Raw genomic sequence first — 20,079 nt, 5'->3', positions numbered from 1 at the left:
TCTTTTTAAGCTAATACCGTGTCCAATTCATCGATGCAAGCTTGCGCACTCCCGTATGGCGAGTCAATTTGCAGTAATCTCCTGATCATGAGCTTCGTATGTGTGGATATTGGCAATTCCTCTTCCCATCCTCTAGCTGCCTCCTCTTGCTCTTCCTTCGACTCAAAAGTCGAATACAACATAAACAATAAGAAGTGGCCGATGGCGTACAGATCTGAAGTTACGTCTACGGTCCTTCTACGGATCAGCTCCTCATCGGCATCTAACGTTAACCGTGCCGGCTCTCCTAAACGAGCAGCTAAACCAAAATCAATCAAGCTCATACGGTCCCCATCTAAGATGACATTCGGAATCCGAATATCCAAATGCACGATGCCCCGCTCATGAATAAAGCGAACGATATCCAGCAAGCGGCGTATGAGAATTAAAGCGTCCTTTTCCGCAAATTGTGCTCCCCGTTCAAAAATTAAATCTTCAACCGTCCGACCTTTGATATACTCGGTTGCCATATACAATCGTTTCGACTCTTCGAAAGACGCGTAGCATCTTGGAATGGAAGGATGTTCTAACTGAAGCATGATCGCCATCTCTCGTTGTAAAAGGTCTTGACCTAGCTGCCCTTTACTCGGCTTAGCTTGTTTCACGGCGACTTCCTGACCCGTGTTCTTGTCCAAACACAAATAAGTTAGCCCATAGCTACCCATCCCTAGGAAGCGTTCAATCTGATATTGGCCACGAATGACCTCGCCTCTTCTTCGCGGATAGTCGATCCATGCTTCATATACCCGTTTCAAATAGGGAATCACGGTTAGGAGCCCTCCTTCACTCTTTAATGCCTATACGTAACGGGGCACCGATTCCGTCATTTCTTTGTTATCTTTTTGCAGCAAAAAAATAACGGTTCCTATGCACCCGCAAATGGCGGCCGCAATTAACAACCCTGAAATCGGCATGTAATCGGATAGACCAGTGCTTAGTAATGGAGCGATAGAGCCGCGAATACCAAACAGCATTAAGTGCAGACCGAAAACGACGGCCTCTCTTCCAGGTACAACACGAAAAATATAGGCAAGAATACCAATATCCCAGATGGCATCGCCTATTCCCTGGATTCCGCTGCCAATAATCACAGCCGGATAATTTCCGAAAATCCCATAAAGTAAAGGAACAATCGCGAACGCCGCCAATCCATAGACCAACGTTTGCTTCGCAGAAAATCGATCAATTACCCAACCAACTACGAAATATGCTACTAATAAACACACATAATAGGAAATCCGCGCAAGCGCAATTTCAATGTTGTTCAACTGCAACTCTCTGACTTGGATAATCTGATATAGGGGACTCGCCAATATGTTGCCAAAGCCCGTCAATGTTGTTGCTGCAAAAAATACAACCAGCTCCCGGTGATTTCTCACAAGCTTAAGCTGTTCCTTAAATGAAGATTTGCGTGCCGATACCTTCGTTGGTAAAGCAATCTCCTTAACACGGGATAGAAAAAGAATGGATATAACACCTGTTATAGCCGCAGTAATCAGCGGTCCACTCGGTCCTGACTTATCCGTCCACGAGCCGACTATGTAAGCAAGTGGGATCATAATAGCTCCCATGGCAACTCGAACGTAGCCCATTAATCGACCACGTAATTCAGGCTGATACATACGTGTAATTAACGCAGGATAAGCCGGTGCTTGTATGCCCATTAAAAAATAAAAAATGATTGCCGTCACAACATAGACGCTTGGAGCTCCGAAAAATGCCGGAAGCAACAATAGCGCTCTGCCAATTACATTCGGGATGATGACAAAAGGTTTGGGATTCGATTGTTCAATTCTTCCTGCCCAAATAGGGGAGAACAACAGTCCAATCGCCGGAGCGGCTGCCAAAATCCCGACTTCCAGATTCGTAGCCCCTTGTCTAATGGCAAGTGCGATGTAAAACTGATTAAAGACCACATTAAAGAGACTAAATAAACAGGCTGCACCAAAATCACTATACAAGTTATGCTTAGTTGCCGGGCTCATCTGTAAGCCTAGTTTTTGAAACATTCTGTTTGCCAGCATGGCATTACTTCCCCTCATACTTCTCATTCTAAGTTCGCTAATAACTCCATGATAGCAGGTTTTCCTGTTCGTTTCTCTCAAAAAAGAAAGTCCGCAAAGCATGCACTTGCGGCATACAAAAGAGCTCACCATAATTATGGTTGAGCTCCTTATGTTTACATTCACGGCTCTATCAAGTATGGCTCTGCAGTCTCCGATCCAGCTTCCCTTGGACGAACCAAGCGTATATGGCAAACCCGGCTAGCAAAGCTACCGCGGTAAGCAAGAAAGGCATCGAATAATGATTACCCGCTAAGATGTAGCCCGCCCAGTATGAGGCGATCGTATTTCCGATGCTGCGGGAGACCGTCCGCATACCTGCGAAAAGGTTGCGGTCTTCCTCCGCCACTGCTGACATGCATTCGCTGTCCATTAAGTTATTCAGCATCGTGAAGCCCGTCCCGCGAATAAGCAGCAGAATAGCGAATACGGCGGTTGGCATGACGAGCGCCATCAGTGCGACGACAACGATGTTATACAGAAACAGGAACACGAACGTCCTACGGCTACCCCATCTCTCTACGACGTAAGGCATGATGATTGAGCCGATAAAGAAGAAAAATCCGGACAACGCCAGCACGCCGGAGATATTCCCATCCTCCATCTGGAATCTGAATTTCAAGATGACATTCAAGAACGGACTCAGCAGCCCGAACGTAAAGCCAGAGTTGAAAATCAACAGGGAAAGCAGCAACAAGAAATACATCGCATGCCTTTTCTTCGGCCGCTCCGAGGGCTTTACTGCTTCGCTGCCATTCTTCTCCTCTGCTACGCTGCCGTTGACTTGTGCCTTGACATGATTCGAAGGCAGCAGCAACCCCCGCAATATGCCCGAGAGGCCTAAGCATCCGCCAGCCACGAAGAAGGCATATTGGTACATCGTTGTATGTCCGGGCAGCCATTCGGGCAGATAACCACCAAGCCACGTGCCGAGCCCGGTAAATAACGTAAATATCGCGAACAAGAGCGAGTAGGCACTTGTTTCTTCTTTTTTCGTACGGCAATATTGGAAAATCAGTTGAATCTCCGAGTTTACAATGGCTGTAACACCAAGCGAATACACAAGCTGCGCGACGGTTACCGCGACAATACTGGTCCCGATACCAAAGAGCACGAGTGCAAGGAATGCCAAGAGCATACCGATGACGAGCATCGTTTTGCGCCCGATAAGCTTCACGATGAACCCTGCCGGCAAGCTGGCCAATCCAATCGTGAGTGCCCCGAGTGATGTTATCTTGCCGATGTCCCCTTTGGAGAAACCGAGGTCTAATAAATGCAAGTTAAGGATAAGACTAGAGATCCCGACTCCGATGCCAAACAAGCTTTCCGTCGCAATGAACCGCTTCACGTTGGGCGATAAATCTCGAACTAAATTTACGGTATACGTCCACATAGATGCACCTTTCTTGTTGTTGTTATGTGCTCTATCTTACATGGCGAGGGCATCCAAGTTCAAATTTTATTTTACAGCTGGTTGATTCTTAGTTTCTATTCTTTTTCATGCATAAAATCCATCTATTTGTCCAGAAATCAGCGCGGTTCCCTGAATCAATGCCCTGCTCTAATTACTTAACAATTTCAAAATACGAAGACTCGTGCCCGTGCTGCGTTCATCTTTCTTCCCAGTCTGACGAATGGTAATTCGCCTGCTCTGCCGCTCCGAATGCATAGGAAACATCGCCATAATCGGTCGATAAGCCTTCAAACACCAATCATCAAACAAAGACATGGGGTGAAACGGCTCTTCGTCTATGGCGTACTCGAAAATCCCCGAATCAGGCCCGCATAGCAGCAAAACACCAGAACCCTGCCCATGCACAGTGAAAGAAAGTGATGCCTCACGAGTATCTGTGTGCAGATGTCGTGTGTCATATCGCCAGTTCATAAGCGGCTCTGATGACAACTCCCTCCATTCAAAACCTTCCATACTTTCAGCGAAATCCACCTCCAACATGGCAGCATATTCGTAATTGTTGGGCTCCAGAGGTGGGGGTAGTGGTAACGTATCCTGTCGGTTAACACTTGCCGTTTCAGTGGTTGTATCCGTAACCACCCTCACATCTAAGGCTTCATCCAGATACTCCCGCACGAACGCAGCATACAGCGCATGCCCCTCATCATTCGGATGTACACGATCAGATGCAAGCGCATCCCAGGTCACTTGCTTCGACTGGATCAGCATGTATACCCTAGCGGCAAAGTTAACAGAAGGAATCGCGTAATAAGCAGCAACTTCTTCATGAACAGCTATGTTGAATGGTGTGTGATCGGTCAAATTTTTATCCGCTGCCGTGTAGATAAAACAAATATCCGTACGAGGCGATTGCCGTCGGCACTGTCGTACGATCCCTTCCATTCCCCTGATGGATTCGTCGCGATCCTCACCATCGTTCACACTAAACTCAACGAATAGCAAATCAATCTCACCGTGAGACAAAACGTGCGCCTGCAAGCGATGAGCTCCGAACGTAGAAGTTGTTCCACCAACACCCGCATTGATGCACATCACCTTGTCTGCGGTATAGCGTTGCTTCAAGTAGCGCTCGGTTAAAGCACGCCAACTCGTCGTTGTCGAATCCGATGCCCCTGCACCTTCGGTAATTGAACCGCCTATAAAAGCGACGGTGATCGGCTCATGGCGATTTAATTTCTCCTGCATGTGAGGCAGTCCTCCACGATGATTCAGCCAATGGTTGGCCCATGTACTCGTCATATTCTATGTCTCCTTTACGAATAAAAAAATCAAGTGCTCTATGTATGAACATAAAGCACTCGATCTTTAACTGTCTTATTTTTTATAGGAAGAAGTGTCATACGCTTTTTGCAAAATTTCCAGATAACGTCCAACTTTCAAATTATCCAGTCCTTTCACATAAGCATCCCAATCCTTCGTCAAATCTTTATTTCCTGTAATGAATTGCAACGCATTTTGATCGATATAATTTTTGAGGTTCGTTTGAAGAATGCTTGCTTCGTCCGTTTGTGCAGGATCTACCCATACCGCCCAGACCGGATAAATCTCTTTTGGCTCGTGACCTTGGTATAACAGTGTTGCATTGTACAATCTGCGCTCGTAGTTTGCTGAATCATACACATCTGTTCCTTGAACAATGCTGTCTCTATATTCGCTTGGTTGATAGAAGTGTCCCATGCCGCTCCAGCCTGCATTATGAGGTGCTTCTCCTTCGACTGCTGGAATAGACGCCATGAGCGGTTTCACGCCTTTACCCAGAGCGACCTCGCCCTCTTTCGGCTTTCTCCAGTCGATCCCTTCCATGCCTGATGCTGCATTCGTTTGACCTTCGAACGTAAACATGTAATCAACCATTTTAATTAACGTGATTTGCTCTTCTTTCGTAGCTTTGTTCGTAATGACGAATTTCGCGCCTGGTGTCAATCCGCCACCATCATGCGTAGCTAGGGAACCGTTTGGCCCCGTAAGTGGAGGTACTGGATTGTAATCAGCCGAGTTTTTGTTGCCTTTATCAATGTTTACGAAAATAGCAGGATGCATGCCTGCGCCTACACCAAGAATTTGCGTCCCTGCGTTCTCGCCAATTTTCTTGAACGCTTCCGCATTTTGCGTAAATGCTCCCGGATCAATGAGCCCTTCGTCATACAAAGATTTAATATACGCGAGGCCTTCTTTCCACTGGGGCTTATTCGCTGCTGTATCGACTTTGCCATTCGCCATCGTCAGGTAATTGCGGTCATCGTCATAAATGAAACCATTCATAAGGAACGGAATGATATGCACCCCAAAATCTTCGGTCGATCCACTTAACGGAACTTCATCGGCTTTGCCATTACCGTTGGGATCACCCTTCTTGAAGGCTTGAAGTACTTTCTTGAAGTCTTCGGTCGTTTTCGGCATCTCCAGATTCATTTTGGATAACCATTTGGTATTGATCCACATTTTGTTCGGATACGAGCAGTGGAAGCATTGCGTATAAGATCCTAATCCATAAATTTTGCCATCCGGCGCCGTACTAAAGCTCTTCAGTGTTGCGTCCTTAGCCATCGCCGCTTTGATATTCGGAGCATATTGATCGATCAAATCATTTAAGGGAATTAGAATACCCTGCTTCCCGTATTTAAGTATATCTGCTTGTGAAAACTGATCGATCCAGGCCGTCAACATATAGGAATCTGGATAATCACCGCTTGCCAGTGAAATCTGTCTCTTCTCTTTGGCACCATCAAACGGGATAATTTCAAAATTAAACTTCGCATTGAACTTTTCTTCCATGAATTTCGTAAATTTGTTCGTCTTTAAGTCAATCGCTGTATCCTGCTGAGCAAACATGCTGATTGCGACAGGACCACTCGTCGTTGCTCCCGTTGCTGCCGGAGATACAGTTGCTGTATCATCCTTCGAGCATGCGGCAAGAAATAAACTAGCCATCATAACTACCAATAGTGCGCTTACAAGACCCTTTTTCACATGTATCGCTCCCTTTTATCATGCAATTAGTATAACCCCGATCTAAGATCCACTGCCAGTATTACCTGAAATGAATCACCCCTTTCCATGGAATCCACGGGATAGGTCCGCGTCTTACCCTTTTACAGAGCCCACTAACATGCCTTGCACGAAGAACCGCTGGACAAACGGATAAATAATCAACACGGGCAGTGTTGTTACGACAATGAGGGAATATTTCAACGCTTCTGCCAGCTGCTGCCGTTCCACTTGCTTCAAGGCATCTGTGGCATTTGAGCTGTTATTGAGAATGATAATACTGCGTAAAATTAACTGCAGCGGGAACAAACTAGCGGATTTGAGATAAATCAAAGCATCGAAATACGCGTTCCATTGACCGACAGCATAAATGAGGATAAGAACGGCGATGATCGGTTTCGATAACGGCACGACAACGCTTCTTAGAAATCTGAAGTCACTGCAACCATCGATTTCACTCGCATCAAACAGTTCATCTGGAATCGCGGATTGGAAGAACGATCTCGTGATGATGACCTGCCACACCCAAATCGCGTTCGGAATGAGCAGCGCCCATCTCGTGTCAATCAGTCCCATCTGCTTGACGACCAAGTACGTTGGAATTAATCCACCGCTGAACAGCATCGTAAACGTGATTAACATCATGAGCACATTTTTGCCGAAGAACGTTTTCCGAGAAAGTGGATATGCGATCATAATCGTAAGTACCACACTAATGATGGTTCCAACGCCCGTATAAAAAAGGGAATTCGCATAGCCAATCACCACTTTCTGATTATGAATCAAGGTATTGTACCCTTTCAGCGATAACTCAACGGGCCACAGCCATACTTTGCCGGATGTGACAGCCGCAGGACTGCTGAACGAACTGCTGATCACGTAAATAAGCGGATATAACACAACAATGAGTAGGAGACTCAGAAGTACGTAGACGGCAATTAAGAAAATTTTATCTCCTAGTGAATCTTTCACCCTTACTTTGATCGTAGACATAGCTGCACTCCTTTTTACCAAATACTATGATTCGAGAATTTCTTAGCCATGCTATTTACAACAATGAGCAGGATCAAATTAATCACCGAATTGAATAATCCGACTGCCGTGGCGAAGCTGTAATTGGCATTCAGCAGTCCCACTTTGTACACATAGGTCGCGATAATTTCGGAATTCACCGTATTCAGTGGATTTTGTAATAAATAGACCTTCTCGAAGCCAATCGCCATCACATTACCTACATTCAAGATGAGGACGACAACAATTGTGGGCAAAATACCCGGCAAATCAACGTGGATAATTTTCTGAAAGCGCGATGCACCGTCTACTTTAGCCGCCTCATAAAGGGAAGGATCCACGCCGGCTAAAGCAGCCAAGAAAATGACCGAGTAATAGCCCGCCGTCTGCCAAATGTCCGACCACACATAGATCGAGCGAAACATGCCAGGTTCTCCGAGGAAATTAATCGAATCCATACCGAAATGATTCATCACCACATTCACAAAGCCGAGGCGAGGTGCCAGAAAAAGCATAATAATGGATACCATCACGACGGTAGATATGAAGTAAGGTGCGAAGGAAACGAGTTGGACGAGTTTCTTGAAGCGCTGATTGCGCACCTCATTGATCGCCAACGCCAATAGTATGGGAATCGGGAAACCAACAATTAACAGGTATCCACTGATAAAAATCGTGTTCTTCATCAATGTCCAGAACAGCGGATTTTCAAAAAACAATTGAAAGTTTTTAAACCCGACCCAGGGGCTTCCCCAGATGCCTTTCGTGACATTATAGTCCTTAAAAGCAAGCACCGCGTTCAATATCGGGTAATACTTGAATATAAGGAAATACAACACGGGTGGAATGATGAGCAGATACAGCTGCCAATGTTTCTTGAAGCTTCGAGTCGCTGCCTCCATGATGCCAAGTCGACTGCTTTTGATCAGCGATCTTTGACTGGTGACTAGTCCTTTGTCCAAAACAAAACCCCCTAAGATCATCTGTCTCGTAAATGTTTGCGCTTTCTTGAGCCTTATTCTAGGGGATTTATGCCCGTATTAGATAGGTACACTTGCGTTATTTCACGTACAATTGGCGGTAAATGGAGGGTACATCTGTCTTGCGAGCATCCAACTTCGCTTTGGTGGAGGGGCTGTGCGGGGGTGCGGGGCAATATTGTCAGGTTAAGTAATCGAGTGGCATTTCGGCGGATGGGCTATTGCTGGCGTTGGCAGAATGCTGTGGACGTGGGGGCGAGCAGGTTGCTTGTTAGCGGGGTACTTTGGGGGCGGTGAGGCAGTGCGGAGTGTTGGATTGATCGCACTCTCTCCACTGCCTACCGAAGAAGGCCGCCATTGCCAAAAGCAAAAAAGCTAAGCGCATCTATGCCGCTTAGCACCTGAATAATTTATTCCGTCGTAGACTGCCTATAGGAACTTGGCGAAACACCGAGTACTCGCTTAAACGCTCTCCGGAAAGAATGCGAGCTGTTGTATCCAACACGGGCAGCAATTTCATCTACCGTGTACGTGTCTCCTTTTAACAAATTGGCCGCTTGATCCATTCTTACCTGCTCCAAATGATCCGATAAATTCTTCCCCGTTACCTCTTTGAACAGGTTCGAGATATATTTCTCGGGGCGCTCCACCTTTTCTGCCACACGGTATAAATTCAGATCAGGATCACTGTACATCTCAGCGATATACTTCATAACTTGCTCTACGGTTTGATTATGATGATCGTTCTTTTTATTAGCAATTAACCCGCATAAGCTTGCCATGATGTCAGCGATATCTTGCCGAATCGTATCGATTTCATCATTGGCCTGGATGTCAGCAACGCGATGTTTCACTGCCTCGAAAATGTCCGATTCCTGGAATGTTTTCTGATAAAGTAATTTCAGGAAAGTACCTTTCAGCTCCCCAACAAGCTGATGCTTCATTTCAAGGGATAGCTCACGATTTTCAATGTTTTGCGCTAGAATTGTGTCCAGAATCCTGCTCGCTTCGTCCAGATCCCCCGCTCTAATCGTACTAATCAAACGCAGTTCAATATCTAGCGGATAATAATAGGTATCACTTTCCAATCTGGCATCAGAGAACCATGATACTCCTTTTCGATTCATGTGCAGGGCATACTCTAGCGCTTGAGTTGCTTGCTCATACGTATGTCGGACCTCCATCATCGTGCTAAAGGGATTGCCCAACGCTGCAATGATCGTAATTTTATATTCCATAAATAAAAACTCGGCAAGCTCATTCAGAATTCGCTCAACCTCTTTATTCACTGTCGCCGTGTCTTCACCAGAAGCAATCCCTTCAAAAATGACCACAACCCGATCAGCACCCAAATCCGTCATATGCACCAGCCACCCAAGATCGTGTAATGTCTGTTTCATAATCAGTCGAGCCGCACTTAACTCGTTAAGAATGTCGACACTGTCCATACCGGAGTACCCTTTAATTTGCAAAATACCTGTGTAACCCGTATCGGCCTGTAACCCTGTATTCGCCTGCTCGGCCGCTGCCGCAATCTCTTCCAGCGATCGGAATTCGCCTGCTATGAGCCTTTTCAAGAAGGCATCCCGAATTAAGGGGAGCTGCCGATTCAATTCATTTTCGAGACGCTTATTGTTAGAAATCATATTCGAGATATTGCCCTGCAGAAAGTCATACTCGTTACGTCCCACAGCGGCATCTTTGCCGAACTGCTCCTTCATCACATTCAGCAATCGATGCAGAGGGGAACTATTACGGTAAGCTTGCCATAGTCCCACCAACAATCCCACCACAAGTGCTGCACTTGTCACTGACCACGTAATATATTTGATTTTATTCGCATTTTCCATTAATACATGTCTTGGGATTCCCGCTCTGTATACCCATCCTGTCGTTTTGGATCGAATCGTAATGACCAGATCATCGTTATAGAACTGATTTGCTTTTGTTTGATCAAAGCTAGTGTCAATAGCTAACTTCGCCGCGTCCGATTCATTTATGCCAAGTAAGCTTATGGTATGCCCTTGCGCATCACTAATGTGAGACCACCCACCGTATTGATCCTTCAGATCTGATAAGACGCTGGAGATAACTTTCTCATCAATAAGAACAACGACTGTAGCCCGTGCGGTACCACTAAAACTGTCTAACGGGAGTGACTGTATATACGTAATCACAGAGGTTTCCACACCATTCGTGATAAAGGGTTTCAGCGGTATGATTTCCCTATTGTGCGTTTGCTCTAATAGTGTTCGTTTCCATTCATCTGCGGCTAGGTCCTTATAGTGGAAGGACTGATAATATCGTTCAGGCTGGAAATAGGAAGATGCTGGGGTTAAGAGCACGTTGTAATTATTTAAATAGATGTAAAATTGCTGTAAAAAATCATTCGTCTGGCTAAATGCTTTAATATCATTATTGACTTTCCAAATGCCATACAGATTGACCTTCTCATCCATTCCCTTCTCATTCATAAGCACGCTCAACTCTTGATTCAGAGCTAGTTGCCTCGTGAAACCCTCGACCTCAGCCATCCTCCGTTCCAAAATATCCTGGCTCTTCCGCAGTTGTGTCACGTTATTCTCAATGGATACGGATTGCGTCACGGCAATCGCAGTACGGTAAGACATATATCCGGCAATGCTCGGAATAACCAAGATCACGATATAGGAGATCAGAAATTTACGGAATAACCGCGAAAACTTCGGCATGAACCCTATCCCCCCCATTTTTGTAAGCGCTATCTAAAGTGTATTTTATTATACCATGTCTTTTTCTAGATAAACAAAGGAAAGGCAACTACTTTTATACTGACTGTAGCTGCCTTGGTCTACTTGATATTCAGATAAGTTTCACGCACAATGTGCTGTCAATGTGGTACGTGTAGTCGGGCTCCAGTGCGATTTCAACCTTGCAGTCTTGATAACGAAGGAGCACACGACCTGGCGAAAATGCTCTAATGGTCGCCTCGACCAATTGGCCGTCCGCCCAAGTCACATCTACTTCTGCGTTCCCTTTTGCTCGCAAGCCTGTGACCATCCCCGTGTCCCACTTGGCCGGGAGTGCTGGCAGCAGGTGAATGCCTCCTGCATGACTTTGCAACAGCATTTCAGCAATAGCCGCTGTACCGCCGAAATTACCGTCTATTACAAATATATTCGTTTCTGCCCCGGCGATCCCTGCCTTCGAGAAGGTCAGTAAATTGTCAAAACACAATTTACCAATTAAATGCGTGAGATGCTTATAGGCATTCTCCCCATCTTGCAATCTGGCAAAATTCGCAGCAAACGCGGCCAACGTAAACTCAACGTCCTCTAACGCTTCACGTTCCATACGATTCACCAAGGTTACCCTTGCCGCAGTGCTGAGCTCTGGTGTACCTTCAGGCGTTATCTGATTACCGGGGTATAAGCTGAATAGATGAGCAAAGTGGCGATGGTCAGGCTGTGCCTCTTCATAATCCTCCAGCCACTCCTGTAATTGTCCTCTTCGTCCAATCATCAATGGCGGCAACATACCGATGGCTTGTTTCAGCTTCCGTTGCAGCTCTACATCCACTTGCAAATGCTCTGACGCTTCTAGGCAAAATACGAATAAATCGCGAACCAGCACCTGATCCAGCGTGGAGCCCATGGACAACTGATATTCGCTTCTCAATGGATCATTTATATAGAAGCTGTTCTCAGGCGAGTTCGACGGGCCGGTCACCAGCCAGCCATACTTCGGATGAACTGTCATATAGTCGAGGAAAAATAATGCTGCATCTTTCAACACAGGATACGCTGTCTCAGCCAGAAACGATGAATCGAGGCCGAAGTCATAGTGCTCACGAAGATGTGTGGCAATCCACAAGCCTCCCGTGACGTTCAGCCCCCACGATGTTTCCCATCCTGGTGAGGCGAATCCCCAAGCGTTGGAAAATACGTGCGCAACCCATCCCTCACAGCCATAGAAATGCTTCGCTGCCGCTCTTCCACTCTCCGCTAATTGCTCAATGTATCGTATTAAGGGGAGATGGCATTCCGCCAAATTGCTCACTTCTGTCGGGAAATAATTCATTTGGGTGTTGATATCCAGATGATAGTCGCAGCTCCATTGCATACGATTGGCTTCGCCGTCATTCCAAATTCCTTGCAGATTAAGCGGCAGCGGCGAATCCGCCCTCGACCCAGCAATCGTTAGATAGCGACCATATTGATAAAATAGGGCAAATAAGTGCGGATCATCATCCTGCCCCTTCAGAAAGAGCTGTATTCTTTCGTCTGTTGGTAGATCCGATTGATCTGTTACACCTAGATCCAAGTGGACTCTGTCGTACAGACTCTGATAATCCGCCACGTGATCTTCTCTCAGTCGCTCATAGCCTTTGGCCATTGCATCATCAACTTGGCGTGCCGACTCCAACATCCACTCGTTATCGCTACTGCCATAATCGGTATTCGCTGCCAAATAGATCACCACATCGTCTGCGTCTTCTATCCGAATTTGGTCACCGACTGCGGACACACTACCGCCGTTGGCAATAACTTTCAGTACACCTTGGCAGCGTACACCGCACTCTCCATTGCTATGCATGCTTTCTACTGCTTGCCCTTCAAAAACTAACGTATCGTTACCGCTTAAAGTTGCAGTGAACCGATCTGTTCGTCCAAGGATACCGATCGTTAAAGATAAACCGCCAGGCTGTTCGCTAGATAGTCGCGAACCCACAATGCCATCTGCATGAGAAGCCCATACTTCTCTTGTCCGTGTATGTCCATTCGATTGATAGGAAGTCCACGTGCAGGCTTTATCGATCCTAAGCTCTCGAACCAACTGATCACCATGATCGTCAAACGCGAGTTGAACATCACACATCGATAAGTTCGTACCGAAGTTCCCTTTTTCAGGTTGCAGTGACTGCTTCGCCAGCTCGTCTCCCCGCCTATAATCGCCGGCAAAAAAATGCTCTCTCATTTGATCCAGATCCGCTCTGCTGTTAGAGTGACCCCGAATGGGTTCTGCTTTCCCTGACCAATACGTCACTTCAGTTAGGCTCCATGTTTCATGCTTCACACCGCCGTAAATCATAGCCCCTAATCGGCCATTTCCGATTGGCAATCCCTGTGACCAGTTCGATGCAGGACGCGTATACCATAGCTTCATTTCATTCATCATTGTAATTCCCCCATAATGATTACGCTTTCTTTATGCTTATTGTAGGGGAGGACTCTCCGATATAGCTAGGTACAATTGCGGTATCCCACGTACAATTACCGCTGCAGGCAGGGTACATCTCTCATTGGAGCATCCAATCTCTCCTGAGTGCTGCATTCATGTTCAATAAGAAACAGACAGCTTACTGCCAGCTGTCTGTTTCTTTTATACCCGCTTCAAGCAAACCAAAGCTTCATCGTTTTAATTTCAAAAGGATTCATAGTCACAGCAAAATGATCTCTACCAAATTCTACGTTCGTTTCCTTCGTACGTTCGACCAGATCACATTCCTTCACATCGGCAAGAGACTCCGTAAATGGAAACTTCACTGCCAAGTGCATATCGAGCAGATTTTGGAATCGTATGACGTATGCGTCACCTTGCTCCGCTTTTTTGAAGGATAACACATGGATCCCTTCTACGCTTTCTTTCAGGAAACGATACCCGGCTAGTCCTTCAGGCTTCCAACCTGCTGTCACCTGAGGCGGCATGCATGCTTCGGCGGCTAGCTGCTGAACGCCTCCTGCCTTCCAATCTCCTGCGTGAGGTACAATCCGAAAGGCATATTGGAAACTACCGCTGATCCATTGCGGAAAGTTCGTTCCCCATTGATTGTTAAATAAGTTGAAATGAAGGTTTGGCTGTTCAGGTACATACACTTCTTTGGCATATTGGTAAATCCCCTTTTCACCAATGGAAAATAGCGGTGTATCGAAGGGAATAATCGTTAATCCCACTTGTTCATCCTGCACATCAACCCATTGACTAGCGCAGTGAAGCCGTGAATTCGCACCTTTCTCAATATCTTCAAGCGGATTGACAACGCTGCCTAATTTCTGAAACCGATAGTTCGGCTGATCCGCGTTCAAGGCAAATGTGAAATGCCCGCTCTCAGCATACGCAGTAGATGCTTTCCGATGCACAGTCACTCGCATATCGGCATATGGCTGATTGGCTTCCATACGGATCGATACGCAGATTGCTTCACCATTTCCAAACTCCTCGTAACTTTCGTTCGGCGTCGTGAAACTAATTTCAACGTTGCCCCAGCCATCGCCATTCGAGATCTTAACATCTGCAAGATGAAGCCCATATCGCTTATGATCAATTCTAGGGTAACCTGGCTTACCAAAATCGTTCACATACCAATCCATGAGATCATAGCTGTATGTTTTCACAAAATTCAGGATATCTTCTTTCCCGTAAACATCGTATTCGTATTGCGCGAACCTTCCGTTTATGGCCCATTCCTTCTGATTCTGCTTATCATAAAAGCTGGTTATACAGCCAGTCTGCATGCTGACCACGATGCGTATCGCATCGTTTTCCAAAATTGCGTTCTCCGCGTCTTTCCCTGCGATGGCAGATGAATGAGCGTCAACCGTACTTTCCGCATATTCAAAAGTTCGATACCCCATTGGTGGTAATTCACCAATATCGGCCTCGCCAGTTTCATTAACGAAGTAGGATTCCCTCGTTTCTCTATCTGTCAGTGTACCGTGCTTCCGATGCTCAAGCTTGATCTTCACATGCTGTCGTTCCCACGCAAGCGGGTTATACACACCAATGATATTCGAATCTATCGTTGTAAAAGGTTGAACTTCACTTAACGCTTTCTCAGCTTGATCTACGTAATTTGTCTGTTCGGCCCAAGAAGCCTCCGTCTTAAGATAGGAGTCTGGAAATATCGCCCGGTCTTTCTGAATTGCAGCTTTCCCAAAAGCGCGCTGGCTGTTACGGCCAGGCAACAAATTCGATTTAATATCGATTCCCCACGTATGCTCCCCGAATAGCAGCGTATGTTCATAAGCCTCCGCTATGGCATGCCTGTGATCATTATCTCCTATACCTGACAGCTGCTCGAGCGTTGATAAGCTTTCTCGTGTTGCAATATCCGAGCGCATCCTCCGTACACGGGACACTTCTTCTGGATAGGTGCCAATCCCATGAATCCATGTATCGGCTAAATCCTTGCGAATCACAGGGATATCCTGATAATCTCTGGCCACAAAATCGCGTGCAAAATCGTCCATAGTCCCGATTTTCACCTCGGTATTCGGATACTTACTCGCAATCTCATCCAACAAGTCTTGCACCACAGAGCCATCCTGTGGACCATAGTTGTCTTGTGTTTGCAGCAGCGCTATCCAAATGGGATATGGCCAGTCATCTGGCGGCGTCAGGTCTGTGCCGTAGGCCCCCTTGGAATAATAGGTTAAGACTCTGCTGCCATCCGGACCTTCCCAATGAAATAACCGCGGTAAATCAACCGGTGAAGAACACGCATTTACACCCAAATGCAAAAATTCAATGCCTGCATTTCTCAATAGGGTAGGCAGCATCCAAGTATGGCCGGGGACATCCGTCATTTTGGCAGCAATGGCTGTGTGCCCATATTCTTCCCGAAGCTTTTCTGAGATGTAGAGCCCTCTAATATATTCTTCAGTGCCACAAAACTCCGTATGTGTCGTAAACGGAAGCCCATGCCAACGCAGTTGTCCGTTCGTAATCAAGGCTTCCATTCGTTCCTTACGACCCACATCCGGCGTATCCAAACATTCCTTCATCATCCATGCAGGCAGTGTCCACACGTAGTGATGGTCTGGTCCATCCTTCATCGTGTCTTCACAAACAGCTAGAACGTCGTTCATCATTTCTTCTCTATATTGGGAGATGACATTGCTGGCCAAGTCCGTGAAACCCAAGTCTACATGAGTTTTAAAAACAACATATATCTTCTCTAGTTGCCTCACTGTTCTCTCCTCCGATATCTATAAATTATCAATGAATCCCGATCGTCACAATTTCACATGGGCCAACTGACAATTGAATTTGATCATTAGACTCAGCTTCGATGCGCGATCCCTGCTCTTCTCTGATTGAACTCCTGTAGAACTCGTTATACGAAATATGAGAGTTAAGCTGCAAGCTAGCCTTTTGGAAGCTCATGTTGTACCAACGTAGCAAGAGCTCATCCGATCCTTCCTTCATTTTCAAAGAGGAGAATGCCAGCTCTCGGCCTTCCCACTGGAATGGGGCAAACGAAGGTGAAATCCTTCCAGGGTGGTTATCTGTCTGGCAGGATGTCCATGGAATTTGGAACTGATAAGCCTCCGCATAAGCGCCCGACTGAATACCATCCCCATTATGTGGGATAACCGCCATACGGATGGTGTGTTCCCCCAAACATTGTGCTTCTGGCGTTGGGAACAACCCCCAGTCACCAAGCTCGCCAACTGCTCGAAGCAGTGTTATTGCAACTGTATTGCGACCATCACGCAAAATCTCGTATTCGTTCAGGCCTACATTGGCGATAACCAAGCCTGCCCCGGCCTCACTGAGATCAACGAATGCTTGCTGATGCTGCGTATTGCTTGGGTTCTGCCATTCGGCAGCAGGCTCATTATCCCGCTGCGGGACTTCAAACATCGTGTCAACGCGGTGAACCTGCGTGTTCACATCCGTTGGGAAGAGCATCCGTAAACGATGGTCCTTCGCTTGGTTGTTGAAGGTAGCTGTAATGTCTACCCCCTGCCCCCTGCGGCTCAAGCTGATAACGGTGCGAATCTGCATAGGTACCATGTGGGTTGAGCGCTGTGCTTTTCGCGTACCAAAGTAGCTTAAGTTGCGCTGTTCCGACTCTAGCATTGCGTCTGCTGATGCAGGCACTTCCCAATCGTGTACAATTTCAATGGATGCTTGATATGGCGTATCTTCTAACACTCGGATTTGCGCAGCCACCCCATGGGTCGTTCGTGGCGTTTCACCATCCGGCTGTTTATACATATATTCATTGCCGATGTCCCCTGAATTCTCATAGATGCCTAGATCCCGATAGATACGGCCGTTTGTCTTGTCAGTTAAGTTGAATGAACCGTTCGCGCTGACTTCGATCTTGAGCATCTCATTTTCCAGCACGCGGTCTCCAACTAGCAACGAGGAGGTTGGCATTTCCTTTGCATGTTTCAACCAGGCATACGCTTTCAGCCCTAATGCAGGAACATTCTCTGCTTCAAAGTGAAGCTTCACTTTGCGGCACAAATAAGGTTGACGGAACTTGTCTTCTGGCAGATCGTAACCAAATTGTTGTCCGAGATCTTGGAACGTACACGGGATGGCATTCCCATGTTCATCCATGAGTATCCTGCCAGAAAGATCCATCTCTTGAATGATACGGCTTGCGTCTTCAGGCGTGTAACCGTCTCGGAAGTACAAACGCAAGGCATCAAGCTCGATGCTCACAACACCGCTGCGTTCCCAACCAGATGTGTTCATCACAATGAAGGGCAGCGTGTCTTCTCCCATGTTGGCAAAGCCCGATGTGTCGATCATGTCGGCAATGGCTCGTTTGCTTTCGTCGATGATGGCCTCTGCCACGTGTCGACTTTTCTCAAAACGCGTCACCATTTCTCGGTGCACTTCGTCTACGGAACATCCACATATACTGTCATGCGGATGGTTTTGCATCAGTGTTTTCCACGCATAGGTGAACAGATGATGCGGATATTTCTCCTTTGTTCCAAGGACATGTGCCAAAGCGGCCAAAGGCTCCGCCACTTTTTCCAACATCGCTTGCCCTACCTGATTCATTTGCTTCAAATAAACACGGGCAGAGGCGGTGTTCACAAGCGTATTCCAACCGTCCGTACGTTGGCTGCGAAGCTCGCCTTTTATTATGGAAAGCTCACGGTTCAAGGAACGCTCGGCAGCTTGCAAATAATCAATAAAATTAGAATGAATAAAGGCTGTATCTGGATAAAGCTCGCGCGCCACTTGAAGTGCTTCAGGCAAATCAAGTTGAATTGGCTGATGGTCACACCCATTCATGAAGAGTAATTCGCCCATCGACGCGTATTTCTCTGCATCCGCCAGCTTCTGGTCCCAATAGACCCTCGCTTCTTCGCGATCAACTGGGATTTCCCATCCATTGTTATACCAGTTGGCAAACAAAATGCCGAGTACCTGTGATCCATCCGGCCCTTCCCAAGTCAATTCCGAAAATGAAGATTCGTAATCGCCATCAGACACGGTGTTGTTAAAGCCTGTTGGCTTAACACCTCGCCCGAAAAACACATTCGTAATTCCGAATTGCCGCATCAGTTGCGGCGTCTGACCTACCAGCCCAAAGGTATCGGGAAAGTAGCCAATTTTCGAAACAGGTCCATATTTCATCGCATCTTGGTGACCAATCTGCATATTTCTTACGTTGGCCTCGCCACTTGTCAAGAATGCATCCTGCAAGATATACCAAGGACCAATCAAAATCCGGCCGTCCCGAATCAAACGGGATAAACGCTCTTTCTGATCGGGTCTGACCTGCAGGTAATCTTCAAGAATAATCGTTTGTCCGTCCAAGAAAAAGCTGCGATAATTCGGATCTTGGTCCAGTTTATTCAGCAGCTCATCCACGAGTTTGACGAGACGCACATGATGTTTCTCATAAGGTAAATACCATTCTCGATCCCAATGGGTATGGGAAATGATATGAGCTGTTCGCTTCGAATTCATCTTTTAGCTCCCTCCCTTACTTGCACCAAAGCCGAAATATTGCGAGACGTAATCGACCCAACACCCATCTCCATAAAATGCTTCATCTCATCTTCGGTGTTGACCGTCCAGATGTAGACTTCTAGCTCGTTTAGGGCTGCTGCTTGAAGGAGCTCCGGCCCAACAATCCGATAGTTCACGTTGAGACCAAAGCAATTTGCGCTCAAGGCGTCCTCGCAGCTAATGCGAACAGCTTCCCTCTCATTTAGCATTAGAAATAAGGACGTATCCACGTTCAGCAGCTTGCGTAAGCGCGGATTCGTACGGTCAACAGCTTGTGCCCGCAAAGTCTCACACCCGCTAAGAATGACCTGATCGATTAACTCGTTTTGTTCTACGAATCGGGAAACAGGTTCTATACAGGCATCTGATTTCAAATCCAGATTCATTTTCTTACCTGAAGCCTTTAAGATAGGCAGAACCGACGCCAACGATAAGATCCGCATGGTCTCCCCGGGTGACCCGTAATGGGCTTTGATCTCCAGCTTACTTAACTCAGCATAGCTCATGTGGGAAATCTTATATGCCCTCCCGTCCACGGAGTAAACGCTGTCGTCGTGAGAAAGCACAAGGACCCCATCCGAAGTTATTAGTATATCTTCTTCCACAATATCTGCGCCGCTATGAAAAGCCGTTTCTATAGAAAGCAAACTATTATCAGGTGTGCCCATACATCCCGTATGTGCAGTTAGTAATGGATAGGTCTTCATCATCTTTCACCTCAACCTAGAATCATAGTTGCGAGTTCCATGCCTTGAATGTGACTGAAATCGCAAGCCAA

General features: G+C 46.6%; 12 protein-coding genes. All 12 read right to left on the bottom strand.

Annotated features, from left to right (window positions below):
* Positions 1 to 5: 5 nt before the first annotated feature.
* The 12 genes from ASL11_RS29925 to ASL11_RS29870 all read right to left on the bottom strand — a co-directional run bounded on the left by ASL11_RS29925 (position 6) and on the right by ASL11_RS29870 (position 20,011).
* On the bottom strand, positions 6 to 806 hold the full coding sequence (locus ASL11_RS29925; protein WP_056622984.1) for a serine/threonine protein kinase: 801 nt from the start codon (positions 804 to 806) through the stop codon (positions 6 to 8).
* A gap of 30 nt (positions 807 to 836) precedes the next feature.
* On the bottom strand, positions 837 to 2,063 hold the full coding sequence (locus ASL11_RS29920) for an MFS transporter (protein ID WP_157257101.1): 1,227 nt from the start codon (positions 2,061 to 2,063) through the stop codon (positions 837 to 839).
* A 172-nt stretch (positions 2,064 to 2,235) separates the two neighbouring features.
* Entirely contained in the window at positions 2,236 to 3,495 is a 1,260-nt protein-coding gene (locus ASL11_RS29915; RefSeq protein ID WP_056622981.1) for an MFS transporter, read from the bottom strand.
* A gap of 168 nt (positions 3,496 to 3,663) precedes the next feature.
* On the bottom strand, positions 3,664 to 4,815 hold the full coding sequence (locus ASL11_RS29910) for an SGNH/GDSL hydrolase family protein (protein ID WP_056622978.1): 1,152 nt from the start codon (positions 4,813 to 4,815) through the stop codon (positions 3,664 to 3,666).
* Between the two features lie 75 nt (positions 4,816 to 4,890).
* Positions 4,891 to 6,546, bottom strand: coding sequence for an extracellular solute-binding protein (locus ASL11_RS29905; RefSeq protein ID WP_442953107.1), 1,656 nt, complete (start codon positions 6,544 to 6,546; stop codon positions 4,891 to 4,893).
* Between the two features lie 114 nt (positions 6,547 to 6,660).
* Positions 6,661 to 7,557, bottom strand: a complete 897-nt coding sequence (locus tag ASL11_RS29900; protein ID WP_056622975.1) for a carbohydrate ABC transporter permease — start codon at positions 7,555 to 7,557, stop codon at positions 6,661 to 6,663.
* A 14-nt stretch (positions 7,558 to 7,571) separates the two neighbouring features.
* Entirely contained in the window at positions 7,572 to 8,477 is a 906-nt protein-coding gene (locus ASL11_RS29895; protein WP_082596006.1) for an ABC transporter permease, read from the bottom strand.
* Between the two features lie 488 nt (positions 8,478 to 8,965).
* Entirely contained in the window at positions 8,966 to 11,266 is a 2,301-nt protein-coding gene (locus tag ASL11_RS29890) for a helix-turn-helix domain-containing protein (protein ID WP_056622972.1), read from the bottom strand.
* Between the two features lie 130 nt (positions 11,267 to 11,396).
* Positions 11,397 to 13,712, bottom strand: a complete 2,316-nt coding sequence (locus tag ASL11_RS29885; RefSeq protein WP_327205122.1) for a glycoside hydrolase family 95 protein — start codon at positions 13,710 to 13,712, stop codon at positions 11,397 to 11,399.
* 215 nt (positions 13,713 to 13,927) lie between these two features.
* Entirely contained in the window at positions 13,928 to 16,504 is a 2,577-nt protein-coding gene (locus ASL11_RS29880; protein ID WP_056622969.1) for a glycosyl hydrolase-related protein, read from the bottom strand.
* Between the two features lie 28 nt (positions 16,505 to 16,532).
* Positions 16,533 to 19,259: an alpha-mannosidase gene (locus tag ASL11_RS29875; RefSeq protein ID WP_056622966.1), complete on the bottom strand. Its 2,727-nt coding sequence runs from the start codon at positions 19,257 to 19,259 to the stop codon at positions 16,533 to 16,535.
* The gene (locus ASL11_RS29870; protein ID WP_082595967.1) at positions 19,256 to 20,011 is read right to left on the bottom strand and encodes a glycerophosphodiester phosphodiesterase; all 756 of its coding nucleotides are present in this window, start codon (positions 20,009 to 20,011) and stop codon (positions 19,256 to 19,258) included. Before ASL11_RS29870 ends, ASL11_RS29875 begins: the two co-directional genes overlap by 4 nt.
* Positions 20,012 to 20,079 lie beyond the last annotated feature (68 nt).

The organism is Paenibacillus sp. Soil750 (assembly GCF_001428045.1).
In the GTDB taxonomy this organism is placed as follows: Bacteria; Bacillota; Bacilli; order Paenibacillales; family NBRC-103111; genus Paenibacillus_E; species Paenibacillus_E allorhizoplanae.
The sequence above is the reverse complement of the archived record's forward strand: the minus strand, read 5'-3'. Positions and strand labels throughout refer to the sequence as shown.